Below are 25,451 nucleotides of genomic sequence, written 5' to 3'. Positions count from 1 at the left end.
AAAATGAAGGTAGCCATTGTCGGAACGGGCGGCATTGCCAAGGTGCACGCACGTGCGATCCTGCATCTTGGTGGAGAAATCGCCGGCGTCTGCGGCAGTTCACTGGACTCGGCTAAGTCGTTCGGCCATGGCCGGCCTTACGGCGACATCGAACGAATGCTAGCCGAGGTAAAGCCTGACGTCGTTCACATTTGCACGCCGAACCATCTCCACAAGGTTCAGGCGATCGCTGCTTTCGAAGCGGGGGCGCACGTCCTATGCGAAAAGCCGATCGCTGCTTCTATCGAGGACGCCTCATTGATGATCGAAGCTGCCGCACGTGCCGGCCGCGTCGGTGCCATCATGTATCACAATCGTGGATATCCGCTGGTGCAATTGATGCGCCAGCGTATTGCCTCCGGGGAGGTCGGGCGGCTGCTTCGCGTCGGCGGATGCTACATGAACGACGAAGGCTTGTCCCCCGATCGCTTCACCTGGCATTTCGTTTCGAAGCAGGTCGGGCGCTCATTCGCGATGATGGATATCGGCGTCCATTGGCTGGATCTCGTCGAGCATGTGACCGGCCGCTCTATCTGTGAGGTGACCGCACAGTTCAGCACCCATCACCCAAAACGCGTCTGGTCCGGCCAGCCGGGGCAGGGACCGCGCCCACCGGGGCGGGAGGTCGAGAACGGTGTTGAAGTGGACGTGCAAGTGGAGGATCACGCCGAGATCATGGTGCGCTTCGATGACGGCGCCTCCGGTAGTGCCACTATCAGCACGGTGTCGGCCGGCTACCCCAATCGGCTGGCGATCTCGGTGGACGGCACCAATCTCGGTTTGGATTGGACGCAACAGGAACCGGATTGGTATCTGGAGCGGCGGGGCGAGGGCCTGTTGAAACGCTTCCGGACACCTAACGACCTTTCGCCTGACAAATCCTACATGACGTTCCTGCCGGCGGGCCACGCCGAGGGACACGGCGAGGCGTTCAGAAACGTCATTTCGCAAGCATGGCGCGGCATGCGGGGAAAGCCTGCGGAATTTCCAAGCTTCGAGGATGGGTTGCGGGGCTCGCATCTCGTCGAGGCCGCAATTCGGAGCGCTGCGGAACGTCGCACCATTGCGGTCGCGCCACGAGTGGCAAGCTGAGGGTCGGCAAAGTGGCACCATCAGGATTGATGGAAGCGGTGCTTTGCTGCGAATGCGATGCCTCTAAAGTACCGGCATCGAGATGAACGGAAGTCCAACTGAAGTCACGCAGATACTTGGGAGGGTAGCATGATGAATAGACGACAATTTCTCGGTTCCACGGCGGGTTTTGCACTGCTCGCGAGCCCGTTTGTAGCCAGAGCTGCCCAGCGGGAGCTCCGGATCGCGGTCTGGCAAGGCTATGCCGAGCCTGAATGGGTCAAGCCCTTTGAAGAAGCAAACAATGTCAAGGTCAACATCACCTACTTGACCTCCGACGAAGAGTTCTTTGCCAAGATGCGCGGATCGCAAGGAGCTGGCTTCGACGCTTTCTCGATCAACACGTCGCTGGTGCCGCGCTATCAGAAGCTCGGCCTCGTCAAGCCGATCGACCCCACCAAGGTTGCGCGCATGGACCGCCTGAGCCCGGTCTACAAGAATGTCACGGACTTGAACATTGACAGTCAATTGTGGGGCATTCCCTTTGCCTGGGGCTCGCAGCCGCTAATCTACGACACAGCGCAGTTCGACAAGGCTCCCGACAGCTGGCACGTGATGTGGGATGAGGGAAATGCTGGCCAGCTCATCAACTTCGACGATCCGGGTACTATCACACTCGCTGCGTTGCTGCTCGGCTTTCCGAATCCTTACAAGCTCGAGCCCGATCAGTTGCAGGCCTGCAAGGCAAAACTCATCGAGCAGAAGAAGCTTCTAATGACCTACTACACCGGCTTCGACGACGGCGTGAAAATTTTTGCCGAGAATAAGATCAAGGCGATGCTGTCGATCGGAGAGCTGCAGCTCGTCAACCTCAAGAAGCTCGGTGTGGACGCCATGCTCACCATCCCGAAGGAAGGAGCAACCGGCTGGCTCGACTGCTGGGTCGTTTGCAATGGGGTCAAGGACGTCGATCTCGCGCACGCCTGGATCAACAACTGCATGGCCGACGAGGTGGGCACGGTTCTTTCCACCAAGTTGAAATACGGCAACACGACCAACCAGAAAGCCAATGAGGACAATGGCCTGACCTACGCCGACAAACTGTTCTTCGCGCAGCAGGCGGAAAACCAGGAGGCGCGAACAGCCTTGTGGAACGAGATCAAGGCGGCTTAGCAAATCGACGGGGGTGATGCTCATGCATCGCCCCCGTTCTCTTTCACAATACCGCTCGTGGCGGTGCACGTGGTCGTTAGACGCAAGAAGGGAAAGCGGCGCGATGTCGTCTCTAGGGGGAGAACAGGATCTTATCCTGCGCAGAGTGAGCAAAAGTTATGGACATTTGCAGGTCCTGCAACCGACGGAGCTACATGTCCGATCGGGTGAATTCCTGACGATTGTCGGATCTTCGGGGTCCGGCAAGACGACCCTCTTACGGATGATCGCAGGCTTTACCAACAACACCTCCGGGGAGATTCTTTTTCAGGGACGCGACATCACCAATGTGCCGACCCACAAACGCCCCTTCAACACGGTCTTCCAGGACTACGCACTTTTTCCGCACATGACGGTAGCCGAGAACATCGGCTACGGGCCGATGATCCGCCGCCAACCGCGCGAGGCGATTACTCGCAAGGTCAACGAGGCGCTGTCGATTGTAGGCTTGCAGAAAATGATCGACCGTATGCCGTCGCAGCTTTCTGGCGGGCAGAAACAGCGTGTCGCGCTTGCTCGTGCACTCGTTTGTGAGCCTAAGGTGCTGCTGCTCGACGAACCCCTTTCCGCCCTCGATGCGGAAATGCGCTATCAGATGCAAACCTTCCTCAAGGATCTGCAGCGTCGTGTCGACACCACCTTCATTCTCGTCACACACGATCAGGAAGAGGCGATCACGATGTCCGATCGCATTGCGGTGATGAGCGCAGGCCGGATAGAGCAGGTCGGCGACCATCGCGAAGTTTACTACGCGCCGAAAACGCCGTTTGTCGCGAGCTTTTTCGGCGATACCAATCTAATCGCCGGGACCTTGACTCCGGATGGTAGCCTTCAGACGCCATTCGGCCCGCTTGCCGACGTCGCCGCAAGGGGACCGCGCAAGGCAAAGGTAATCGCCTGCCTGCGTCCAGAGGCCATCCAGCTTGGCGCGGCAGGCAGAATGGACGCCGGTATTCAGCGCGAAGGCGAAAGGATCTGTATTTCCGCCCGGATTCGGAGAACCATCTTCGCAGGCCCGCTGACACGCGTCGTTGCAACCTGCGACGATCATCCCGAGATCGAATTTCTGGTCAAGGTCACGAGCGGCGATTTGCCGGTGTCGAGCGTACCGGGGACTTCGGTTCGACTTCGCTTTTCGGCCAAGGATCTGGCAATTGTTCCGGTCGCCGGTGACGAAGCCGCATCCGCCGCCGGACATCTTAAACTTGTCGCGGCTTCGGAGGGTGCGAGATGAGGTCGGGAGCGCGCATTTTCCTGTTTCTGATCGCCGCGGCAGGACCGGTTCTGTTGGTGCTGCTGCCGCTCAGTGGCTTTGTCTTGAATTCGTTCTATTCGATGAACGGCAGCGAAATCGTGCGAGATTTTTCGGCAGGCAACTACGTCGAGTTCGCCAACAACCAGGCCTATGTCGGGGTTCTTTGGCACACGATCTGGCTTTGCGGCCGCGTCGCCCTAATCTGCCTGTTGCTGGCCTATCCGCTGGCCTGGTACGTCTGGCAGCAACCGGAGGCCAAACGCTTTCCGCTGTTGCTGGTGATCATCTTGCCGCTGTTCATGAGCTATATTGTCAAGCTCTTCACGATGCGCTCGCTTCTAGCGGTTACCGGATTGATGAATGAATTGCTGCTCGACGTCGGTTTTCTCGCCAAGCCGACGACGGCGTTTATGTTCAACGAAAATGCTACCCTCCTGACGATGGTCGCGATGTACCTGCCGTTCGTGTTCCTGCCGATATATCTGGCTTTGGAACGCATTCCCGAGTCTCTTGTCCAGGCGTCGGCCGATCTCGGCGGCACGCAGGCGACTACCTTCCGCCACGTGGTTTGGCCGCTCTCCGTTCCTGGCGTCGTATCCGGAGCAATCTTCGCTTTCGTCCTGTCGCTCGGCGATTACGTGACACCGCAGATGGTCGGCGGTCCGAACGGCTTTACCTTCGGACGCGTGATCTTCTCTCAGTTCGGCGCCGCCTACAACTGGCCGCTGGGTGCTGCACTCGCGGTCGTCCTGGTGATCGTCAGCGGCGCGGCCATCCTGTCGGCAGGACTAGTTTCCAAGAAGGGTAAGGCATAGCAATGAGGTCCAGCGGCGGAGAAAAGTTTGTCTACGGGCTTTGTGCGGTCCTGTTTGCATTGACGGTGTTGGTTCTCTATGCGCCGATCCTCGTCAACGCGTTGCTTTCGGTGGTGCCGCGCAAAGCTGGCTCGCTGCATTGGGCCGAAGCCGGCGCCGGTGCCTATCTTGAGCTCTTCGGCAACGTCGACCTTATGCAATCGCTGTTTGCCAGCGTCGTCGTCGCGGTTTCGGCTTCGATCCTGTCGAGCGTGATCGCGATCGTGATGGCGCTCTATCTCGACAGCAGGTTCGCTTTCGGTCGCCGGGCCATCGAGACGCTGATCTATCTGCCCTTCATCATGCCGTCGATGATCACCGGGCTGGCGCTGCTCATCTATTTCACCGCGTTGAAGGTTCCGCTCAGCCTGGTGACAGTCACTCTCGGGCACACAATATTCGTCCTGGCAATAGCATATCGCCTGACAAGTGTCAGGCTCACCAATCTGTCACCTTCGTTGCGCGAGGCGTCAAGGGATCTCGGCGCCAATGGCTGGCAGACCTTCCGCCACGTTATCTTCCCACACCTCCAGCCTGCCATCCTGTCGGGCGTGCTGTTCGCGGCGGCGATCTCCATCGACGAAACCCTGATTACACTTTTTCTGTCTGGGGATCGCATGACGCTTCCCATCCGTCTTTGGTCGATGTTACGCGTCGGCTTTACGCAAGAAATCAACGCCTTGGTGACACTCGTCATCGCAGGGACACTTGTGGTGGCACTGTTCGGCCTGCGCGTCTGGAAGAAGAACGGAAAGCTTGAACTTTAAGACTGAGCGGTCCTCTTCCTCCTCCGGATGTCGGATAAACTCAAAATCAGTCCGGCCCGAAGGTCTGTTCTCATGTCACCAGCCGAATATCCGGCGACGCAGAGCGGGCTTGTCTAACGCAATTTCGTCCGGCTCGCTTTGCTTCGTAGAGCGCCATGTCGGCCCGGCGCATGGCGTCGTCAATGCTCTCCCCGGCGGGAACGTCGGCAACACCGAAGCTCGCGCTGACAGTCAGTGTTGGAGGCAATCCCTCCACAGTGATCCCCGTCGCTCCGAGTCGTACAGAGCTGGCAAACAGCATGGCCGTTTCGACCGTTGTGTTCGGCATGAACACGGCAAACTCCTCGCCGCCAATGCGCCCGACGATGAAATTCGGCGCAGCATTGGATTTCAGGAGGTCAGCAAAGGCGCGGATCACTTTGTCTCCGGCATGGTGACCGAACGTGTCGTTGATGCTTTTGAAGCGATCGATATCGCAGGTCATGACGGAATGCCGGACGGCGGGGGCGACAAGGCGGGCAGCGGCGACACCGTTCTCGAAACCGCGGCGGTTGGCAAGATCCGAAAGTACATCCCTTTCGGAATTGCTGCGTTCATCGGCCATGATATCGAGGACGAGGACCGAAAGGAGTGTCAGACCAACTGCCACGATCAATACGGCAGTCGATCCCTGTGAAATCAATGCGTAGTTTGTATGAATATAGTCAGTTGCCGCCGCGCCGGCACCGGCGGTCACTGCCAGACCAGCTTTTGCAAAGAAATGTAGACCGGTTGCGGTGAGCAGATAGCCAAGGACCCGATCGATCCTTGCGCGGCGCCGTGACGCGAAGACCGCAGCAGCGCAGGTAAGAATGACCAGCGCAAAAGGTGTTTGATAAGATAAGGCGTGCCGAAGCGTGCTACGCGGCAGGCCATAGATAAACAGATCAAGTACGATGCAAAGGGTGAAAAAAGATATCGCCCAGAATGGCGCGATCCGCACGCCGTAAAGCTCGCCAATACCAAAGCGCAGCAGGATCATGCCACCAAGCACAGTTGCAAATGCCAAAACTGCGAAGAGCTTCGACAAATCTGTATACGCAACGAAGAGCTCACTGATGGCAGAAAGAGAGGCGACAGCAAAACCTGCCGAGAACCATAGCGCAGCCTGGCGCGACTGGCTGCGCACCGCCACGACGGCGAATACCAGCGCAAAGCAGATTGCGATGATGAAATTCACCACAAGGAAGAAAACTGCTCCATTCACCATTGCACAAGAATCCGCTGCCAATCCCGCCGAAGCTTCAGTACAAGTGTCTTAATAAACTGTGAAACACGACACTATTAAGTGGGTGGCTTTCCGGACATTCTCGGCGTGACCTGCAATCCGCCTCCCGATACCTGAGCTCTAGCGAAGATCGACCCGATGACCAGTTGGGGTGGGGGGCGATCCCCCGGCTAGCAAACCGGCAACTATGGGGACCGTTTCAAGGTTTCGCAGGTCCGATGAGAAGGAACCGGCAGGGGTGGGGCGGTATTCTTCCGCTCGCAATGCCCGTTATCGCGGACAAACCCATTCAACGACTCAGCCAGGCCTGGGGCTCGGCTGCCGGTCAGACGTATCGCCCTCGACCAGTTTGATGATGATCTTCCCAACGACAGTTCCCCGCTCCAGAGCGATATGAGCTTGCGCCGTTTGGTCCAGCGGTAGAGTGAGCCCGATCATCAGGCGGTAGGCATCATCTTCAAGACAGTCTGTGATGCCGGCGATCGCGGCTTCCTTAGATGTGATCGGGCTTTACCGCCCAACATCGATCTTCGTCACGGTAACACGACCTTCGGTGAACGCCGCCCGATTTGGCGACGACAAAATGCCTCTGATCAACGAAAAACGGCCCGGCGGAGCCGAGCCGTTTCACTGTGCTGGCCCGATAAAGCAGGATCTTACCAGGACGGGATCAGGGCGCCCTTGAACTGCTCGTTGATGAACTTGCGGATGCTTTCATCATGGTAGGACTCGACCAGTGTCTTGGCCCAGGGCGCGTCCTTGTCGGCGGCGCGGACGACGATGACGTTGGCATAGGGTGACTTTTCGCCTTCGATGGCGATGGCGTCGGTCTTGGGATGCAGGCCGGCTTCCATGGCGTAGTTGGTGTTGATGACGGCGGCATCGACGTCTTCAAGCGAACGCGGCAGCTGGGCGGCATCGATTTCGGCGAACTCAATGTTCTTCGGGTTCTCGACGATATCGGCAACCGTCACCTTGATGCCCGGATTTTCTTTGAACTTGATCAGGCCCTTGCTAGCCAGAACCAGCAGCGCACGACCGCCGTTGGTCGGGTCGTTCGGGATGGCAACGGTAGCACCGTCCTTCAGTTCGTCGAGGCTCTTCACCTTCTTGGAGTAGACGCCCATCGGCGTGGTGATGGTCGTGCCGATGCTGACGAGATCGAACTTACGGTCGGCAATCTGGTTGTCGAGATAGGGCTGGTGCTGGAACGAGTTGGCCTGGATGTCGCCGTCGGCCAGCGCCTGGTTCGGCACGACATAGTCGGAGAACTCGACGATCTCGATATTCAGACCCTTGGTCTTGGCGACTTCGGCGACCTTTTCCATGATCTGGGCGTGCTCGCCTGGCGTGACGCCGACCTTGATATCCTCGGCGAAGGCCGAGCCGGCTGCAAAGGCCGCAATCGCGGCGGCGATGATGAACTTTTTCACGGGAGTCTCCTTGGTATGTTTATTGGATATGCGAATTAGAGATCAGTTCTTCCGGTTACGCTTGTCGAAGCGGCGGGCGAGCCCGTCGCCGGCGCTTTGCACGACCTGCACGAGCACGATCAGCACCGCGACGACGAGTACCATCATCTCCGGATTGAAACGCTGGTAGCCAAAGCGGATGCCGAGGTCGCCCAGGCCTCCGCCGCCGACGGCCCCGACCATAGCCGAGTAGCCGATCAGACTGACGATGGTCATCGTCAGCGCCATGAGGATGCTGGGTCGCGCCTCTGGAAGCAGCACTTTGTAGACGATCTGGGATGGCGTTGCTCCCATGGCGCGGGCGGCCTCGATCAGGCCCTTGTCGACCTCGCGGATGGCAGATTCAACGAGGCGCGCGAAGAACGGAATGGTGGCGATGGTCAGCGGCACGATTGCTGCCCAAGTGCCGATAGAGGTACCCGTCAAAAGGCGCGTCAGCGGCACGATGGCAACGACCAGGATGATGAACGGCGTCGATCGAGCGGCGTTGACGACGAGGCCAAGCACGCGATTGGTTTTCGGTGCCGGAAACAGCTCGCCCTTGCCTGATGTGGCGAGAAAGACACCGATCGGCAGGCCGATGATCGAGCCGACGATGCCGGCAACGAGGACCATTTGCAGGGTCTGCATCAGCGCCTTGGAGAGGAGGCCGAAAATCATATCAGGCGACATAGCCGAGCACCTCCGTGGTAAGGCCCGTTTCGGCATAGAAGCGGTTAGCCCGCGCGACGACATCCGGCTCCGCCGAGTAGGAAACGACAAGTGAGCCAAAGGGCTCGCCCGATATCTCCTCGATCGCGCCAGCGAGAATATTGACGTCGGAGCCGAGCTCGGCGACAAGCCGGCCGGTCAGAGGTTGAAAGGCCGTGTCGCCGAAGAACACCAGCCGGACGAGCACACGGTCGCCGGCCGATGGCTGCGGCTTGACGGCGGAGCGCAGCCAGTTCGGCAGTTTCAGGGCCGAGGCGAGCAGCGTGCGCGTCGTCTCGTGCTGCGGGTTGGTATAGACGTCGAAGGTACGGCCGGATTCGACGATGCGGCCGGCGTCGATGACAGCCACGTGGCTGGCGATGGTTTTCACCACCTCCATCTCGTGGGTGATCAGGAGAACGGTGAGACCGAGATCGGCATTGATCCGCTTCAGGAGCTCGAGGATCGACTGCGTTGTCTCCGGGTCGAGCGCCGAGGTGGCCTCATCGGAGAGCAGCAGCTTGGGGTCCGTCGCCAGCGCGCGGGCAATGCCGACGCGCTGCTTCTGGCCGCCCGAGAGTTCGGAAGGATAGCTGCCGGCCTTGTCGCCGAGGCCGACAAGGTCGAGCAGCGGCCCGACCTTGGCACGGATCGCCTTCTTGTCGACGCCTGCAATTTCCAGCGGCAGCGCCACATTGTCGAAGGCGGTGCGCGACGACAGTAGATTGAAATGCTGGAAAATCATGCCGATCTGGCGGCGCAGGCCACGCAGACCGTCCTCACCAAGCGCGCCGACGTCGACACCATCGACGAGCACCTTCCCCGACGTCACGCTCTCGAGACCGTTGACCATGCGGATGAGCGTCGATTTGCCGGCGCCAGAGCGACCGATTATGCCGGTGATGGCACTGCGTTCAACTGTCAGATCGACACTTTCGACGGCGGTGAAACCACCTTCGCCCGCGGGCCCGTAACGCTTCCCAGCGCCCTTCAAGGCTACCATCGGTACCGAATGTGCCACGGCGACCGGATCGCTTCCGGGCTTGCCGTCCGGCGCGGCGTATGTAGCGCCTGCGCGGCCCGCATGTTGGCTTGTCATGCTATGCTCTCAGATGTTGGTCTTCACAAACTGGGGGCTCTATAACCGCAAATGTACAAATTAGCCAATCGACCTGCACCTTCGAATTCAAACACGTTCTGACAGATGGTTCATCGCAAGCTTCACTGGCACGGTGCCTAGCCGCGTTGGCCGCCACTAGCGAATGGACGAGATATCGCTCGCGCATGTGAAACATAGCGAAAATCCAGCCGAACTCTTGGGATTCCCGCAGGCGTTCATTGCGCGGGCGAACGTTACTCGAACTCTACGCCTCAAGTAGTTCGATCTTATGTCCTTCAGGGTCCCTAATAACGCAACGGGTGCCCCAATCAGATTTGGAAGGCCGAGATATTATATCCACGGCGCTGCCCAGATTACTCAAGACTTTTGAGATCGATGGGACTCGAAACCCTAGGAGAACCGCGGTCGTGTCTAAGCTCTCGGTGCCTTTGGGATAGATTTCAAGGACCGAGCCACCTGTCTTCGACGCGAGATGTTCGGGGCCTGAACCGTGCTTTTCCTTTTGAAACTGAAAACCAAGAGTTTGGTAAAACGAAGCCAGAGATCCAGGGTCGCTTGCCCTGAGCACGACTAGATTTAAAGTTGGAGCCTGCATTGGCATCATCCTACCTGAGAAGCTGGAATCTCTAGCCGGGCTTCCATTTCGTCGAAAACAACGCGCATCTCAAGGCGGCCACCCATCGCGGCCACATGCTTCGCCAGGGTTTCGAACTTGATGTTTTCCCGCTTCTCGATTCTGTTGACCGACGGTTGCTTGATCGAAAGAGCCTCAGCGAGCTCTACCTGCGACAGGTTGTTGAGCTTCCGCATGTCCACGAGAGTGAGGTATCCAATAGATCCCGACTTTTCGAATTGTCTGAATAACTGATCGACCCGATTGGCAGCCTTTTCCGCGTTTCGGTAGACCTCATCAGGTCTCTGTCCGTACGCATCGTCGGAAATGAATATCCCTAGTCCAGCATGCGGGCGGAAGGAGATTTGCGTGGAGAAATCGTTCCTTGTGATGTCCAGAAATGTCTCGCCATTCGGATCATCAGGAGCGTCAGTTTCAACGGCGAACCCAAGCTCTTGGAGGTGAGCGACTGTATCAGTCAAAAGGCTAGTTGCTGTCATATTCCCAATCCTTCTCCATTCGCGCCCGGCTTTTCGAGAACTACAGTTTTTTGAAACCCTGTTGTTTCAATCCGTATAGCGCCATTTGCTCCGATGATTGTGTTGTGTGCTCTGGATCGATACCGGATGGTGCCTGGATGGCCCGGTACTTTCCGGGCGTTGTCAGATTGTGGAGGGTACATTCGTCCATCGGTCTGAAAAGCTGACGGGTGGGAGGCAACGCCGGAAAACTCGTCTTCAACGCCGTCGAGGGTCTCGCGGATAAGTTCAAATGCCTCATCATGTGTTCCTGCTGCCTCCGCGCCGGCCAGCCGCTCAACGAAGAGCGTGAATCGCTCTTGCTTAGTCTTCATATAATGCTCCTTAATATACTCTGCAAGGTATAATCGGATTCTCATAATGTGCCTACAGCGCGGGCGATAGGCCTAACGCGCTAAATCTAACCTGGCCGCGCCTCGCCGGACGAGGACAATACCCTTGTGCCATTGGCTCCCCAGGGCGGGCAAAGGAGGAAACGTGCTTCACGCCGTCACTACCCTTCTGTGGGATAGCTATGTCCGGGCCCAGCAGAATTTTCATCGCCATGTCGAAAGGCTCGGTCGTCGTTCGTCTTTTGCTATGAAGACGGTGGAGGCAAAGACCTAATGAAGATTTATTTCAGCAGAAACCCCAATCCGCGACTCGCTGTCGCCGTGGCGCGGTTCTTGAAAATGGACGTGGAATTCGAGTTTGCCGCACCAATGGCTCCGGGGCAGGCGGAGCGATTTTCTTCACTCAACCCAAACCATCTGTTGCCGATCTTGGAGCATGGCGGTCGCACACTTTGGGAGACCGATGCGATCGCGTGCTGGTTTTCCCGTCGTGTCGGCTCGAATTTCTGGAGAACCGACGATCATGAGCCGGAAATGATACGCTGGATCAGCTGGGCGAAGGAGAATTTCGTCAAGGCCTGTGACGTCGTGCATTGGGAGCGAGGCACGAAGTTGCGTTATGGCATCGGAACCTGTGACGAGAGGATGGTTGAAGAGGGTCTGGGACAATTCCACAAGGCCGCCGGCATTCTCGAAAGCCAGCTTGCTGATCGATCGTGGTTGGTCGGCGAGACGATTTCCTTTGCAGATTTTCGGATGGCGACATTCTTGCCGTTCAACGACGCCGCGCGCCTCCCGATTGATCGGTATCCCGCAATAAAACGGTGGGCCGACCGTCTCGATGAGATCGATGCATGGCGCGATCCGTTTTCCGGATTGGAGGCGCCAGATTTGCCGCCGATTCCCACCCCGTCCTGAGATCCGTCTCAGCGCCAACGAAAATCGCAGTGGTGCTGCAGCCGCTAGCGGAGCCTGGGCACCAATTGAACGAGACCCCAATCTTTTTCCTGGGAGCTTCACGTGCTGCCGCGCCATTCGATACGGGGTTCGATCAGGACGTGGCGAGCGTCCTTGCGTCCTTCTATTCGGCTAAGCAGCGCTTCGCTCGCGGTCCTGCCGAGTTCAGCGGCGTTCTGGTCTACACTTGTCAGGCCGACGAGCGGTATGGCCGCCATAGGCGAATTGTCGTAGCCGACAATTGCAAGATCTTCTGGGACCCGTATGCCACTCATGCGCGCGGCATTGATGAGTGGCACAGCATCGAGATCGGACCAGACGAAAACCGCGCGGGGACGGTCATTCAAGGCCAGAAAATCATTGATAGCGGCCCGGCGGTCGGATCCCACCAGCGGCAGACGGATGATGCGGGCCTCCAGGCCCGCAGCCTTCATGCCGTCAAGATAGCCCTTCTCGCGCTGGAGGGCGACGATGGTGGGCGGTGAATCGGCAAGGTCATAACCGAGCATCGCGATGTCGGTGTAGCCGGACCGCAACGCTGCCTCCACGGCCAGGCAGGCGCCCCGTCGATCGTCGGAATTGACCGTGTCATAGGTCTGCGCATGCGGCTCATGGTGCGCGATGACGACGATCGGGATCTGGCGCGCATAGCGCTCCAGCACCTTGCTCGATATCCTGGGAGCGATGATCAGAACGCCATCCATGCGGTTGTCGATCATCGATTCGATCATGGAAGCTTCGATCGGGCTCGTGGAACGGCCGATACCGATCAGTGCCTTGAAGCTGCTCTTCGCCAGCGTGGCATTGGCCTCCTCGATGACACCCGCCAGGAACGGGTTCGACAACTCGATCACCAGCACGCCAACCGTCTGCGTGCGGCCACGCATGGCTCGCGCTGCGACAGAAGGTCGGTAGTTCAATTTCTCGATCGAGGTTTCGACCTTGGTTCGCAAGACCTCGCTGACGCCGTAAGCATTACGCAGAACTTTCGAGACCGCAGCGACGGAGACACCGGCATCGTGGGCCACGTCACGGATAGTGACCCTGTCTCTTGTCGCGTTAACGGTCTGATTTTTCATTCCAATTCGCCTCATTCCCCGGTGTTCGGAAAATTATAGACACAAAAGCTCTTGCGCGGCAATCGATAGTGTAGAATGATATACATAGAACGATACACACAAAGCAATCGCCGGAGGAATTGGCGATTGGGGGAGGTTCTAGATGAAGACTGTTTCGGCCCACGGCCTTGCCGGGGAAGACGTCCTTGCCGGTTCTCTTTTCCATTTTACAGCGTCGATGATCGGACCCGCCTGCGACGGTGGCCAGGCAACACAGGGCACATTCGTCGCGCGGGAATTCTCGCTCGATGTGGTTCCGGCCGAAGCAGTTCTCAGCCTCTCGGCCCTCGGTCTCTACCGCGCCTTCCTCAATGGAAAACGCGTGGGCACCGATCTCTTGACCCCCGGCTGGACCTGCTACGACGACCGGATTGCCTATCAGGCCTACGATGTCGCTAAGCTCCTGCAACCCGGCAACAATCGCATCGAAATCTGGCTTGGCGACGGCTGGTATCGCAGCCAGCTGATGTGGGCATCCAACCCGATACTCAATTGCTGGGGCGACCGGACGGGGGCGATCGCAGAACTGCGCGCCGGCGGCGAGGTGCTCGTGAAAACCGACGATAGCTGGAAGAGCGGCTTCACACCCGTTGTTCGCAACGGCATCTACTATGGCGAGGATTATGACGCCCGCATTCGTCCAAAGGATAGCCATGGCGTTGATGTGCTCTCCTTCGACAGGGCCTTGCTCGTCCCGCATGAGACTGGTGCGGTCAAGGAGCTGGACGCTCTTTCACCGACCGACAGCTGGACGGAGGCCGATGGCCGCACTGTCTTTGATTTCGGACAGAATGCCGGCGCCTATGTCCGGCTGCGCCTTAAGGGTGTCGCCGGAGCAAAGGTGCGCGTCGAGCATTCCGAAGTGCTCGGCCCCGATCGCTTCTTCGACAATCGCAATTATCGCAGTGCGCGTGCTGAAGTCTCCTATACGCTTTCCGGGCAAGGTGAGGAGGATTATGCGCCGCTCTTCACCTTCTTCGGCTTCCGTTACGCGCGCATCACTGTGACAGGTGAGGCCGAACTCACCGCCATTACAATGGTGCCGATAACCTCGGTACCCCTGACTGCCGGCGGGTTTACCTCAGGTGTTGCGAGCGTCAACCGATTGGTCGAAAACACGATCTGGTCGCAGCGCTCGAATTTCATCGAAGTGCCGACCGATTGCCCGCAGCGCGACGAGCGTCTCGGCTGGACCGGTGATGCGCAGGTTTTCGCCGGAACGGCCTGCTGGCTTGCCGACAGCCAATCCTTCCTCAAGAAATACCTGCGCGATGTCATCCACGATCAACGGGCCAATGGGGCAGTGTCGCATTTTTCACCAGATCCGACGCGGCTCCATCCGATCGGTGGCCGCGGCGACTGGGCGGGATCGACCGGCTGGGGCGATGCGATCGTCATCATTCCCTGGCAGCTTTACCTGCATTACGGTGACAGCGCTGCCTTGGAAGAGTGCTTCCCCGCAATGTTGCGCTGGCTCGATTATCTCTGGGGCATCTCTGATGGGCCGATCATCCGGCCGCCCGCCGTCTGGGGCGCGCACGGCTTCACCTTCGGCGACTGGCTTCAGCCGGTTGGGGATAACAGAAAGCCCCGCCCGACCATAGCAGATGATTGCGCAGCTACCCTATACCACTTCATTTCAACGCAACTGACGGCAAAGATCGCCCGTATTCTCGGTGAGACCGTCGAAGCCGCTCGGCTCGAGAAGCGTTCTGAGGAGATTAAGACAGCATTCAGACACGAGTTCTTCGCACCCTCCGGCCGCATTGCCCATAATGACCAGACCTCGTGGGCCCTGGCCTTCCTCTATGGCCTCGTTCCGCCGGAATACGAAGAAGCCGCGCAAGGTTACTTCCGTAGGGTGGCGGAGGAAACGGATGGGGTCATCGGTACGGGCTTTATCGGCACTCCCGCCCTGCTGCCGGCGCTGACGCGACTTGGTATGGTGGACCTTGCCGAGAAGATGTTCCTGAACCGGAAGGTACCCGGATGGCTCTATCAGGTCGACCGCGGCGCGACTTCGATCTGGGAGCGATGGGATGCACTTTCCGAAGATGGCACGATCTATGATCCTGACATGAACAGCTACAACCACTATGCCTATGGCGCGGTCTGCCAATGGCTCTTCGAAGACGTTGCCGGGATCAAGCCGCTGGAAGACAAGCCCGGCTTCGAGGAAGTTCTCTTCGATCCCGCAATCTTGCCTGCTCTCTCGCCGGTTTGCGCATGGCATGATACGCGCTTTGGTCGAATCGAGGCTGGATGGACCCTGGAGGAAGGTTTCGTCACATGTCGCCTGGTGCTGCCGGAAGGTGTCACTGCGCGTCTCGAGGGGAGAAGCGAGCGCAAGTCGCTGCAGGCCAATGGCGCCAATGTCGAGCAAGGCAAGGAAATCAGGCTCGGCGCGGGGGAGCATAAGATTACGTTTTCCAACTGATGCAATTTGCCTGCAGGTCTCCGATTTGCGGGCAATCAGCTTACGCATTCCGGTCTTCAAGAGGAGGAAATGACTATGCGAATGACGAAGTGCAGCATCCTTGCAGCCAGCATCATGGCTCTTGCCGCTGGAGTGGCACATGCGGATGTGACCCTCAGTGTGCTGATCGATACCAATCCGGAATCCATTGCCTCGTTCGATGCCGTTTCAAAGGCCTACACGGAAAAGCATCCTGGCGTCAGCTTCGACGTCGAGCAGCGCGCGGGCGGCTCCGAAGGCGACAACATCGTCAAGACGCGGCTCGCGACCGGCGAGATGGCGGATATCTTCCAGTATAATAGCGGTTCTCTTTTCCAGGCCTTGAAGCCGCAGGAAACGATAGCCGACCTTGCCGACCTTCCCTCGGAAGCCGGCATTCTTGACACGTTCAAGAAGGTTGTCAGCGGCCCGGATGGCCATGTCCGCGGCATTCCCTTCGGTCCGGCCATGGGTGGCGGCATATTCTATAACAAGAAGATCTACGCCGATCTCGGCCTCACCCCGCCGAAGACCTGGGCGGAGTTCATGAGCAACAATGAGAAGATCAAGGCGGCCGGAAAGGTCGCGGTCGCCCAGACCTATGGCACGACCTGGACGTCGCAACTCTTCGTGCTTGCCGATTTCTATAATGTCCAGGCCGAGGTCCCGAACTTCGCCGACGACTACACTGCCAACAAGGTCAAATATGCCAATACGCCTGCGGCACTGCATGGCTTCGAACACCTGGAGGAAGTGGCCAAGGGAGGCTACCTCAATGCCGACTTTGGCGCTGCGACATTTGACGACGGCATGCGCATGGTCGCGACGGGTGAGGCCGCGCACTATCCGAACCTCACTTTCGGTATCGGCAATGTCCAGCAGAATTTTCCGGACAATCTGAAAGATCTCGGCTTCTTCGCTCAACCGGGCATGGATGCTGGAAAGAATGGCCTGACGGTCTGGATGCCTTCAGCGCTCTATGTTTCTGCAAAATCTGAGAATGTCGAGGAAGCCAAGAAATTCCTCGATTTCGTTGGCTCCAAGGAAGCCTGCGACCTGATGGCACAGGCCGTCCCGTCGGGTCCGTATCTCGTAAAGGGGTGCGAGCTACCGAAAGATATTCCGCCGGCTGTCTCCGACATGCTCCCATATTTTGACACCGAGGGCCGCAACGGCCCGGCACTCGAATTCGTCTCGCCTGTCAAGGGACCGGCACTGGAGCAGATTACGGTTGAAGTCGGAACCGGCATCCGCTCCGCCAAGGACGCGGCTGCGCTCTACGACCAGGATGTCGAGAAGCAGGCCAAGCAGCTTGGCCTGCCGAACTGGTAACCTCCCAGCCGATGCCCCATCCAGGTCAACCGATCTGGATGGGGGACGCTTCAAGGTATCCTTATGACAACACGAAAGTCCGCCTATCCCTACTGGTTTGTGCTGCCAGCGGCAGTGGTCTTCACTGTTCTGTTTCTGGCCCCGACGATCGCGTCCTTGTGGTTCAGCCTCACGCGCTGGGACCTGTTCACGACACAGTTCATCGGGCTGGAAAATTACCGGCAGTTCTTTCGCGAGCCCTTTCTGATACAGGGTCTCGTCAACACGATCATTTATGCCGTCCTGACCTCGGGCACGAAAACCGTTCTCGGTCTGCTGCTCGCCGTATTGCTGACCTCCGGGCTTTGGGGACAAGGCCTGCTGCGTACCGTGATTTTTTTTCCGGTTCTCGTCTCGACGATTGGCGTCGGCATCACCTTCTCGGTGCTCATGCATCCGACACGCGGGTTGATCAATGTGGCACTTGCTGCGACCGGCATCCATGGTCCGGGCTGGCTGACCGACCCCGCTCTTGCACTTTACTCCATCATCTTCGTCGACCTCTGGAAAGGGATCGGGCTTGCAACGGTCATCTATATCGCGGGTCTCGCCTCAATCAGCCCGGACTATTATGAGGCCGCTCGCATTGATGGGGCGACTGGCCGCCAGATGTTCTTTCGCGTCACCGTGCCGCTGGTCAGACCCGCCACCGTCACCGTCGTGACGCTCTCCCTCATCGGCGGGCTAAGAAGCTTCGATCTTGTCTGGGCGATGACGCGCGGCGGTCCGGGCTTTTCGTCGGATGTGCTGGCAAGTGTCATCTACAAGCAATATCAGGCGGGTTTTTACGGTCTATCGACTGCCGGTAACGTGATCCTCTTCCTCCTCATCGGGCTGATCGTCCTGCCGCTGACGGCCTGGTTCAATCGCAAGGAGGTGGATCTATGAGCCGCCGCCAGATCTATACCGGGATTGCGGCCTTGGCTGCTTGCGGCGTGATCTTCGTGCTGCCATTCATGTTTATCTTCATCACGGCCGCCAAGACGAAACAGGATGCGGCAACGCTGAAATTCAGCTGGCCGGCCGACTGGCAGCTCTGGCAGAACTTCATGGAGGTCGTCCAGACCCGCAACTACATGCTGCTGCTTGCCTATTTCAATTCGACTGTCATCACGGTGGCCGCCGTCACATTGCTGGTGCTCTTCGGCGCCATGGTCGGCTATGTGCTGCAGCGCCGCCCGTCACGCTGGAACGCTGTCATCTACGGCTGCGTGCTGGCCGGCCTGATGATTCCCCCGGCCGTTGTCCCGACCATCTGGGTGTTGCAGATGCTCGGCCTCTTCAAGACACTATCTGGCATGGTTCTGATCCAGGTTGCCTATGGCCTTGGCTTCACGGTTTTGCTGTTTCGCAGTTTCATCGCAACCATTCCTCGGGATCTCGACGAGGCTGCAATCATTGACGGTGCAAGACCGTTACAGATCTTCTTTCGCGTCATCCTGCCGCTGCTGAAGCCGGTCACCGTTACGGTCATCGTCGTCCAGTCAATCGCCATCTTCAACGATTTCACCAACCCGCTCTATTATCTGCCGGGCCGCGAAAACGTCACGGTGCAGCTGACGCTCTATAACTTTCAGGGACAGTTCCAGACGCAGTTCAATCTGCTGTTCATGAACATCCTTCTCGTGACCATTCCGCCCCTGATCGTCTTCATTTTCTTCAACCGGCAGATCGTTGCAGGCATGACCGCCGGTGCAGTCAAGGGATAAGCCATGACAAGCGTTGTTCTCGAAAAAGTCCGCAAGAGCTTTGGCAGCCTGGAGGTGATGAAGGGAGTCGATCTCACCGTTGATGCCGGCGAATTCTGCGTCTTTGTCGGTCCGTCCGGTTGCGGGAAGTCGACGTTGCTACGCATCATTTCCGGACTGGAGACTCAGACATCGGGCAAGGTCTTCATCGACAGCAAGGATGTCACAGATGCCGAACCCTCCAAGCGCGGCATTGCTATGGTGTTTCAATCCTACGCGCTTTATCCGCATCTGACGGTCGCAGAAAACATCGGCTTCGGCCTCTCGCTTGCCAGGCGGCCCAAGGCGGAAATCGCCGAACGGGTGAAGCAGACTGCCGATATCTTGCAGCTCTCGCATCTGCTCGACCGCAAGCCAAAGGCGCTCTCCGGCGGCCAGCGCCAGCGCGTCGCGATCGGCCGTGCCATCGTGCGCAACCCGAAAGTCTTCCTGTTCGACGAACCCCTGTCAAACCTCGACGCGTCGCTCCGCTCGCAGATGCGCATCGAACTGACCGAGCTTCATGCCAAGCTCGGCGCCACAATGATCTACGTCACGCACGATCAGGTGGAGGCGATGACAATGGCCGACAAGATCGTCGTTTTGAACGGCGGGGCCATCGAGCAGGTCGGGACACCGATGGCGCTCTACAACAATCCGGCCACTCCATTTGTCGCTGGCTTTATCGGCTCGCCGAAGATGAACCTGTTTGAGGCGGAGATTGCCGCGAGGGAAGGCTGCCGGATCTACGGTATCCGGCCCGAACATATCGCGCTCTCATCCATGGAAGGAAAATGGCAAGGCAAAGTGCGTCATATCGAGCGGCTCGGTGCGGATACGGTCATCCATCTTGATGTACCGGAATTGCCGGTGCTCGTCGTACGCACGGACGGCGACCGGCAAATTTCGGTCGGCGAGACCCTCTTCGCGTCCCCCCTCAACGGAAAGGAGCATCGGTTCTCCTGACACGTGGACTGCGTTGCTTTCCTTTCAAGTCGGGCATTGCTTCGCGGATAACAGCAGACATGTGGACATGTTCCCCTGCACAATCGATCCACTATCGATTAGCTGACCGCTTTCATCGGCGGCGTCAAATACCGCCGATGCCGTTGACTGTCTGCCCTTCGAGGCTGGACGGCCCTCGATGAGCACTTACGCAAAAGCGTAAGAGCCGTCCGGCCGTTTGGGAACGCGGCGTTGCCAGTGCACATAGCCTTCATGAACCATTGCTTCTTCGTCCATCTCAACGCCCCAGCCTGGCCTGTCCGGCCTGAGTTCGAGATAGCCGTCCTTGGGCAAATAGGGATCGATGACGTAACGCGTTTCGCCCTGTCGGCTCTCTATATTGAGGCCCCCGTAGACATACGCCTGCCCCTTTGGCAGCCGATACTCCAGAATACGAAAATTCTGTGCGGCGGCGGAGAAGTGAACATTCACGGCCGTGGCGAGTGGTCCCATGGGATTGTGGGGCGCCACGCCGACGAAATGCGCTTCGGCAAGTGTTGCGATGCGCCGCATCTCGCTGATGCCGCCGACCACGCAGATGTCGGGCTGGATCAGGTCGGCGCCCTTGACCTGAAGAAGGCGCAGGAACTCGTTTCGATTGTAGAGCGATTCACCTGTTGCGAGCACGCAGTTCAGCCCCTGCTTGAGATCGCCCCAGGCCTCGATGTTTTCGGGGCGAAGGGGCTCCTCGTAAAACAGCGGATCGTAGGGAGCAAGCGCATTGCCGAGCTGGCGTGCGGCGACAGGCTCGAAGATCTTTGCATGTGCATCAAATGCGATCTCGTACTCGTCCCGCACGGTCTCCCGCAGAGAGCGGAAATAATCCGCCGACGCCTTGACCACGTTGCCCCAGCGATGTGCGTGCATGTCGATGCGCCACGGGCTGAGCTTGAATGCGGTAAAGCCCCATTCTTCATTCAGCCGATCGAACTCGTCGCGCGCAGCTGGTGCATCGGGTGCGGTATAGACGCCGGCATAGACCTTGACACGATCGCGAACTTCACCGCCAAGCAGCTTGTAGACGGGAAGATTGGCAGCCTTTGCGGCGAGGTCCCAAAGGCAGTGATCAAGCGCCGAGATCGCAGCCAACCCAAGGGCGCCCGGTGGGAACCGGCTTTGCTGGATCAACAGATTGACCAGATAGTCGACACGCGTTGGATCCTGACCGGACAGAAAACCATAGAGGTAGTCGAGGAGGGGAGGGAGCGCCTTGTCGGGACCGTGGTTGTAGCATTCGCCCCAGCCCGTCAGACCGTCGTCGGTATCGAGTGCGACGATGACGCGGGGACGGTCCTTGTCGCGGGTCATGAACACCCGCATGCGGTCGATCTTCATTTCTCTTTCCTTCTAGCGATTGAAATAGCGGTGACGCGACAGGCGCGTCTGGACGTAAAGATGCTCGTTATAAGTTCCGGGATTGTAGGAGCCGGCACTCTCGGGCACCGGCACGGAGACATTGCCGCCGCTTGGAAAGCGCGCCACGAATGATTCATCGATATCACAACCAAGACCCGGCGCGTCCGGGACGGCAATCGATCCGCCGACCTGTTGCGGATGGGGCAAAATCGTCAGCTTTCGACCGTCCCAATCGTCATCGATGCGTTCGAGGATGAGCGCGTTCGGAATAGCCGCAAGCACGTGCAACGCGGCGTATTCGGCGACAGGACCGAGCGAGCCTGAATGCGGCGCCATCTGGATGTGATGGGCCTCGGCCATGGCCGCGATCTTCTTCATCTGCGTAATGCCACCGGCCCGGCCGGTATCGGGCTGGATGATGTCGACCAGTTCGTTTTCGATCAGTTCGCGCTCTCCAAAGATCGTCGCCGAACGTTCGCCGGCTGCCAAGGGAACGTGGGCGGCATCGCGAATGCGTCGGTAGCCATCGATGTTTTCCGGTGCGATCGGATCTTCGACCCAGAGGAGTTCGTAAGGCTCAAGCGCCCTGACCAGCCGGCAGGCGTCGGCCGGTGTTAGCCAGGGCGGGCCATGAAGATCGATTGCAATGTCGATCTCGTTGCCGACTGCTTCGCGCAATGCGGCGACCTTGCGCACCGGGTCAGCAACCCCGCCGCATTTGATCGCCTTTATCCCGCGTTCCTTGACGGCAAGTGCCCGCTCGGGCGTGTTTGCATGGGAGTAGATCGGAATCCGGTCACGAACCTTGCCTCCAAGCAGCATCCAGACTGGCACACCGAGCGACTTTCCCTTGATGTCCCACAGTGCCATGTCTATGCCGGTCATGGCGCCGGCGCCAACCGTTCCCAACATGCCGTGACCCATCATGGCGACATGCATCTTCTGCCATAGCCGCTCGATATGGGCCGGGTCCTCGCCGATGAGGAGCGGCGCAAGATCGTGGATCGCGGTCTCGATGACGCGCGGCCATCCGGAGCATTCGCCGATACCTGTTATGCCTTCGTCAGTGTCGATCTTCAAAAACAGCCAGTTTCTAGTACCTGGCAGCCTGGAGGCGCCATCGCCTGATCGTTCATCAGAAGCCCATTTGGACGGATCGGGCTGGCCTGCATGCATGAGAAAGGTTCTGATTCCGGTAATCTTCATTGTAAGAAACTCCAGTGCCGCAGATGTCTGTTGGATGCAGCGAAGATGCCGCAAGCGATCCCGCTGCCGCGGATCGAGGCGCGCTGTAAGGGGATTGATTGTCTGACGCCGAACAACGGCGGACTGCAGGCCTTGTCTCCTTCGTGACCTCGACGAGCATGCAGCGCTTCGCCGTCTGATCCCTCGGCATGTCCGTCAAGGTGGCAAACTCCGGCATGCTCCCCAGGGATCGCGCGCCCGACGATGTCGCGCAGACTGATTCCGCATCACTTCCTCCCACATTGCCCAAAAGGCGGACGGCAGGACGAGCTCCGGCCCCGCGTCAACGCGCTCTCCCTGGCGCTGCTGCTGACGATATGCATGCTTTCAAATAATTACAAGAGTTGACAGATAATTACAGGTTATGTAGCGATGGTGGCGAGCAAACGCCTGCTGTCACCTCAAAACGACCGCCCAGGAAGGCATGGGGATATGAATCTGTCAGATGCTGTGCGAACAAAATTGGGAGCAGTCTCGACGGCAACGCTGACGACGGTGTTGATGAAGCGCGGCTTGAGGAATGTCTTCATCCGCGGCATTCACAAGATCAATCCGCAAGCGCCTCGCCTGGTCGGGCCTGCCTTCACGCTACGCTACATTCCCGCGCGGGAAGACATCGATCATCTCGGCGTCTTTGGTGATTTGAATCACCCGCAGCGCCGCGCCATCGAAGAATGCCCGCAAGGCGCCGTGCTTGTTATCGATAGCCGCAAGGATCATTCGGCCGCTTCTGCCGGTGGAATCCTGATTACGCGTCTCTTCAAGCGCGGTGCGGCGGGCGTTGTTACCGATGGGGGTTTCCGCGACACGCCAGACATTGCCTCCCTGCCGTTTGCAGCCTATCACGCGGCACCCTCGGCGCCGACGAACCTGGTGCGCCACCATGCTCTCGATATCAATCAGCCTATTGGCTGCGGTGATGTGCCCGTCTATCCGGGCGATCTCATGGTTGGCGACAATGAAGGCGTGGTCGTCATCCCAGCAGCGATGGCCGAAGAGGTCGCCAACGAGGCTTTCGAGCAAACCGTTTTCGAGGACTTTGTCGAGGAACGGGTGCGCGCCGGGCAGGGGATATTTGGTCTCTATCCGCCCAATGAGGGCACCGCTGCGGCATTTGCGGTCTGGAGGAAAGAAAAGGGACGATGACGAAACTTTCCGCCGCCATGGAGCCGAGCAAGGGTGCAACCCGCTTCAGCGACATCATCTACGAGAAGATCGTCGGGATGATCGCAGACGGAAACTTTCCGGTGAACGAACGGTTGCCGCCGGAATCGAAGCTTGCCGCCATGTTCGGTGCTTCGAGGCCGGTCGTGCGCGAAGCACTTGAACGATTGAGGACCGATGGCCTTGTCGTCTCACGCAAGGGTTCCGGCTCCTATGTCCGACAGCGGCCGGACTCATCGATGCTGAAGATGGTGCCGGTCGGATCTCTCGCCGACGTTCAGCGCTTCTTCGAATTTCGCGCAGGTCTCGAAGCGGAGGCAGCCGAGCTTGCCGCCCGCAACTGGCAGCCGGAGGACAGGGAGCGGATCATGGCCGCACTGCAGGCAATCGAGGAATGCTTGCGCAATGGCGAGCTTGGGGCCGATGAGGATGAGGCGCTGCATGACGCGATCGCCGTTGCCACCGGAAACCAGTTCCACATCACGGTCCGCGAGTGGTTCAGGCCCCATTTTGCTGTCGGTCATTCCGTGACGCGAAGTCTTAGTCTCAAGCGCACGCCTGCGCAGATACGCAGCGTCCAGGATGAGCACGCGGTGATCGTCGCGGCGATCCTTGCGCGGAACGAAGCTGAGGCCCACGACGCGATGAAGCGCCACATCCTGAACGCACGCGCTCGAATGTTCCAGGGGGTCGATTGATGAGCCGACCGATCGCAGTGGTTGTTTCGAGGCCGGTACCGCCATTGCTCTCGATTTTGATGGGGAGCGCCTGGCGCCTATCCGCTTCGCGAATTGATCGACAGTTAGGGGAGAGAAGATGAGCATCGCAACCATGCGCCAGGCCCTGACGGGCGTGTCTGGCGTTCCCGTGACGGCCTATGACAAAAACGGTGAAGTCGAACCCCGTTCGACTGCAATTATTTATCGCCGGGTGGCGATGGCTGGCATCCACAACATCGTCGCGGCTGGAAACACTGGCGAGTTCTATGCCTTGACCGTGGAGGAGATCCGCAGTGTACACGAGGCTGCGGTCACAGGTGTCGATGGCAAGGCGCCGGTGACGGCCGCGATCGGCAGATCACTGCGCGAGGCAGTCCGAATGGCAAGGGACGCAGCTGCGATCGGCGCATCTGCCGTCATGGCGCATCAGCCCGTCGATCCCTTTGCGGCGCCATCGGCGCAAATCGACTATTTCTGCAAGCTGGCGGATGCTTCGCCCCTGCCAATGATTGCCTATGTACGAGCCGACGGTTTTAATGTCGAAGACATGGCCCGCCTTGCCCGCCATGAAAACATCGCCGGCATCAAGTTCGCAACACCGGATCTAATGCTGCTTTCGCGGGCGATTTCAGCCTCCGATCCCGCCGGCGCCCTCTTTGTCTGCGGCCTCGCTGAAAGCTGGGCTCTGTCGTTTACCGCCGCCGGCGCACGGGGCTTTACCTCCGGACTCGTCAACGTTGCGCCAAAGCTCTCGCTTGCGGTGCACGAAGCGCTTGCCAGCGGCGACTACGACGGGGCTCGCGCCATCCTCAACAAGCTCGAGCCGTTCGAACGCATGCGCACGAAATACCGCAACGGTGCGAATGTGACGGTCGTCAAGGAGGCGGTAACCCATTCCGGTCTGAACGTCGGCCCGGTTCGCGTGCCGGGATTGCCGATGCTGGACGAGAGCGATCGTGAAGAACTGTTTCGCCTGCTTCGTGCGTGGGAGGCTGCCGGCGACATCCAGCGGCATGGGGAAGCGCCGGTCGACACGAGGGCGGCGGGCTGAGTTCGACATTCATCTGTTAAGCCAGGGCGATTTGACGCCCCAAGATTGGGAG

25 protein-coding genes are annotated in these 25,451 nt (G+C 58.8%); 14 read left to right on the top strand and 11 right to left on the bottom strand.

All coding sequences use genetic code 11. From position 1 onward, the window contains the following. Positions 1–3: 3 nt before the first annotated feature. The 5 genes from AS026_RS34470 to AS026_RS34450 all read left to right on the top strand — a co-directional run bounded on the left by AS026_RS34470 (position 4) and on the right by AS026_RS34450 (position 5,198). Complete coding sequence (locus AS026_RS34470) at positions 4–1,131, top strand: Gfo/Idh/MocA family protein (RefSeq protein ID WP_062375274.1); 1,128 nt, start codon at positions 4–6, stop codon at positions 1,129–1,131. Positions 1,132–1,260: 129 nt separating this feature from the next. Beyond that, positions 1,261–2,283: an extracellular solute-binding protein gene (locus tag AS026_RS34465; protein WP_062375271.1), complete on the top strand. Its 1,023-nt coding sequence runs from the start codon at positions 1,261–1,263 to the stop codon at positions 2,281–2,283. Positions 2,284–2,386: 103 nt separating this feature from the next. Beyond that, on the top strand, positions 2,387–3,556 hold the full coding sequence (locus tag AS026_RS34460; RefSeq protein ID WP_082728663.1) for an ABC transporter ATP-binding protein: 1,170 nt from the start codon (positions 2,387–2,389) through the stop codon (positions 3,554–3,556). Then, entirely contained in the window at positions 3,553–4,392 is an 840-nt protein-coding gene (locus AS026_RS34455; protein WP_062375266.1) for an ABC transporter permease, read from the top strand. The genes AS026_RS34460 and AS026_RS34455 overlap by 4 nt, the downstream gene beginning before the upstream one ends. A gap of 2 nt (positions 4,393–4,394) precedes the next feature. Then, on the top strand, positions 4,395–5,198 hold the full coding sequence (locus AS026_RS34450; RefSeq protein WP_062375264.1) for an ABC transporter permease: 804 nt from the start codon (positions 4,395–4,397) through the stop codon (positions 5,196–5,198). Between the two features lie 70 nt (positions 5,199–5,268). On the opposite strand, the gene AS026_RS34445 is transcribed toward AS026_RS34450, so the two are convergent. The 8 genes from AS026_RS34445 to AS026_RS34415 all read right to left on the bottom strand — a co-directional run bounded on the left by AS026_RS34445 (position 5,269) and on the right by AS026_RS34415 (position 11,213). Beyond that, complete coding sequence (locus AS026_RS34445) at positions 5,269–6,447, bottom strand: GGDEF domain-containing protein (protein ID WP_062375262.1); 1,179 nt, start codon at positions 6,445–6,447, stop codon at positions 5,269–5,271. Positions 6,448–6,762: 315 nt separating this feature from the next. Further along, positions 6,763–6,948 (bottom strand): zinc-binding dehydrogenase, encoded by a 186-nt coding sequence (locus tag AS026_RS44720; protein WP_425349839.1) that lies wholly within the window; start codon positions 6,946–6,948, stop codon positions 6,763–6,765. A 173-nt stretch (positions 6,949–7,121) separates the two neighbouring features. Further along, positions 7,122–7,898, bottom strand: a complete 777-nt coding sequence (locus tag AS026_RS34440; RefSeq protein ID WP_062375259.1) for a MetQ/NlpA family ABC transporter substrate-binding protein — start codon at positions 7,896–7,898, stop codon at positions 7,122–7,124. 42 nt (positions 7,899–7,940) lie between these two features. After that, entirely contained in the window at positions 7,941–8,609 is a 669-nt protein-coding gene (locus AS026_RS34435; protein ID WP_025659220.1) for a methionine ABC transporter permease, read from the bottom strand. After that, complete coding sequence (locus tag AS026_RS34430; protein WP_062375362.1) at positions 8,599–9,630, bottom strand: methionine ABC transporter ATP-binding protein; 1,032 nt, start codon at positions 9,628–9,630, stop codon at positions 8,599–8,601. Before AS026_RS34430 ends, AS026_RS34435 begins: the two co-directional genes overlap by 11 nt. Positions 9,631–9,991: 361 nt before the next feature. After that, positions 9,992–10,342, bottom strand: a complete 351-nt coding sequence (locus AS026_RS44325; protein ID WP_062375360.1) for a VOC family protein — start codon at positions 10,340–10,342, stop codon at positions 9,992–9,994. 5 nt (positions 10,343–10,347) lie between these two features. After that, positions 10,348–10,860 (bottom strand): helix-turn-helix domain-containing protein, encoded by a 513-nt coding sequence (locus AS026_RS34420; RefSeq protein WP_062375257.1) that lies wholly within the window; start codon positions 10,858–10,860, stop codon positions 10,348–10,350. Next, the gene (locus tag AS026_RS34415; RefSeq protein ID WP_062375255.1) at positions 10,857–11,213 is read right to left on the bottom strand and encodes a hypothetical protein; all 357 of its coding nucleotides are present in this window, start codon (positions 11,211–11,213) and stop codon (positions 10,857–10,859) included. Before AS026_RS34415 ends, AS026_RS34420 begins: the two co-directional genes overlap by 4 nt. Before the next feature lie 291 nt (positions 11,214–11,504). Between AS026_RS34415 and AS026_RS34410 the strand changes: the two genes are divergently transcribed. Beyond that, entirely contained in the window at positions 11,505–12,149 is a 645-nt protein-coding gene (locus AS026_RS34410) for a glutathione S-transferase family protein (RefSeq protein WP_062375252.1), read from the top strand. Positions 12,150–12,247: 98 nt separating this feature from the next. Here AS026_RS34410 and AS026_RS34405 read toward each other — a convergent pair whose 3' ends face one another. Next, positions 12,248–13,267, bottom strand: a complete 1,020-nt coding sequence (locus AS026_RS34405) for a LacI family DNA-binding transcriptional regulator (protein ID WP_062375249.1) — start codon at positions 13,265–13,267, stop codon at positions 12,248–12,250. A 142-nt stretch (positions 13,268–13,409) separates the two neighbouring features. Between AS026_RS34405 and AS026_RS34400 the strand changes: the two genes are divergently transcribed. From AS026_RS34400 to AS026_RS34380, 5 genes are all read left to right on the top strand, one after another. Beyond that, complete coding sequence (locus tag AS026_RS34400; RefSeq protein WP_062375247.1) at positions 13,410–15,743, top strand: alpha-L-rhamnosidase; 2,334 nt, start codon at positions 13,410–13,412, stop codon at positions 15,741–15,743. A gap of 69 nt (positions 15,744–15,812) precedes the next feature. Beyond that, positions 15,813–17,093 carry an ABC transporter substrate-binding protein gene (locus tag AS026_RS34395; RefSeq protein WP_425349838.1) on the top strand — a complete coding sequence of 427 codons (1,281 nt, stop codon included), beginning with the start codon at positions 15,813–15,815 and terminating at the stop codon, positions 17,091–17,093. A 63-nt stretch (positions 17,094–17,156) separates the two neighbouring features. Further along, positions 17,157–18,020 (top strand): carbohydrate ABC transporter permease, encoded by an 864-nt coding sequence (locus AS026_RS34390; RefSeq protein ID WP_062375242.1) that lies wholly within the window; start codon positions 17,157–17,159, stop codon positions 18,018–18,020. After that, a complete protein-coding gene (locus AS026_RS34385; protein WP_062375239.1) occupies positions 18,017–18,841 on the top strand; it encodes a carbohydrate ABC transporter permease in 825 nt (274 codons plus the stop codon). Before AS026_RS34390 ends, AS026_RS34385 begins: the two co-directional genes overlap by 4 nt. Before the next feature lie 3 nt (positions 18,842–18,844). After that, the gene (locus AS026_RS34380) at positions 18,845–19,825 is read left to right on the top strand and encodes an ABC transporter ATP-binding protein (protein ID WP_062375236.1); all 981 of its coding nucleotides are present in this window, start codon (positions 18,845–18,847) and stop codon (positions 19,823–19,825) included. 186 nt (positions 19,826–20,011) lie between these two features. Here the strand turns inward: AS026_RS34380 and AS026_RS34375 are convergent, their stop codons facing one another. Next, positions 20,012–21,199, bottom strand: a complete 1,188-nt coding sequence (locus tag AS026_RS34375; protein WP_062375234.1) for a galactarate dehydratase — start codon at positions 21,197–21,199, stop codon at positions 20,012–20,014. A 12-nt stretch (positions 21,200–21,211) separates the two neighbouring features. After that, positions 21,212–22,426 carry a mandelate racemase/muconate lactonizing enzyme family protein gene (locus AS026_RS34370; protein WP_062375231.1) on the bottom strand — a complete coding sequence of 405 codons (1,215 nt, stop codon included), beginning with the start codon at positions 22,424–22,426 and terminating at the stop codon, positions 21,212–21,214. 471 nt (positions 22,427–22,897) lie between these two features. Here AS026_RS34370 and AS026_RS34365 point away from each other — a divergent pair, with 471 nt between their 5' ends. The 3 genes from AS026_RS34365 to AS026_RS34355 all read left to right on the top strand — a co-directional run bounded on the left by AS026_RS34365 (position 22,898) and on the right by AS026_RS34355 (position 25,399). Then, a complete protein-coding gene (locus AS026_RS34365) occupies positions 22,898–23,611 on the top strand; it encodes a ribonuclease activity regulator RraA (protein WP_205634504.1) in 714 nt (237 codons plus the stop codon). Beyond that, positions 23,608–24,327 carry a FadR/GntR family transcriptional regulator gene (locus AS026_RS34360; RefSeq protein ID WP_062375229.1) on the top strand — a complete coding sequence of 240 codons (720 nt, stop codon included), beginning with the start codon at positions 23,608–23,610 and terminating at the stop codon, positions 24,325–24,327. The genes AS026_RS34365 and AS026_RS34360 overlap by 4 nt, the downstream gene beginning before the upstream one ends. A gap of 118 nt (positions 24,328–24,445) precedes the next feature. Beyond that, a complete protein-coding gene (locus AS026_RS34355; RefSeq protein ID WP_062375227.1) occupies positions 24,446–25,399 on the top strand; it encodes a dihydrodipicolinate synthase family protein in 954 nt (317 codons plus the stop codon). The last annotated feature ends 52 nt before the right edge of the window (positions 25,400–25,451 follow it).

Source organism: Rhizobium altiplani (assembly GCF_001542405.1).
In the GTDB taxonomy this organism is placed as follows: domain Bacteria; phylum Pseudomonadota; class Alphaproteobacteria; order Rhizobiales; family Rhizobiaceae; genus Rhizobium; species Rhizobium altiplani.
This window is presented reverse-complemented; position numbering and strand designations above follow the sequence as displayed.